Here is a 258-nt window from a genome sequence, read left to right as displayed (position 1 = left end):
GCGCATTCATCGGGTGTGACGGTGTCGATGAGGCGTCCGATAGCAGACCACAATCCCTCGCGCGTGCGCTCTGCGGCCTCGCGCAGCCTCACCTTGAGCTGCAGTCGACCAGGGCGACGAGGCCGGGCATGCGCGGATCATCGCCTCTAAAACACGCGCGACGAGCCGGTGACCACGCCCCAGACCTGAAACTCCGCCTCCTCCGGCACCGCGATGTCGGGATAGGCCGGGTTTTCCGCCTTCAGGATCACCTCGCCG

General features: G+C 66.7%; 1 pseudogene. It reads right to left on the bottom strand.

From position 1 onward, the window contains the following. Positions 1 to 101 (bottom strand): annotated as a pseudogene (locus CVH10_RS22090) (IS630 family transposase); the annotation flags it as partial. Between the last annotated feature and the right edge of the window lie 157 nt (positions 102 to 258).

This window comes from Halomonas sp. ND22Bw (assembly GCF_003011945.1).
Classification (GTDB): Bacteria; Pseudomonadota; Gammaproteobacteria; order Pseudomonadales; family Halomonadaceae; genus Halomonas; species Halomonas halophila.
Note: the sequence above shows the minus strand (reverse complement) of the source record. Positions and strands in the feature narration are given on the sequence as shown.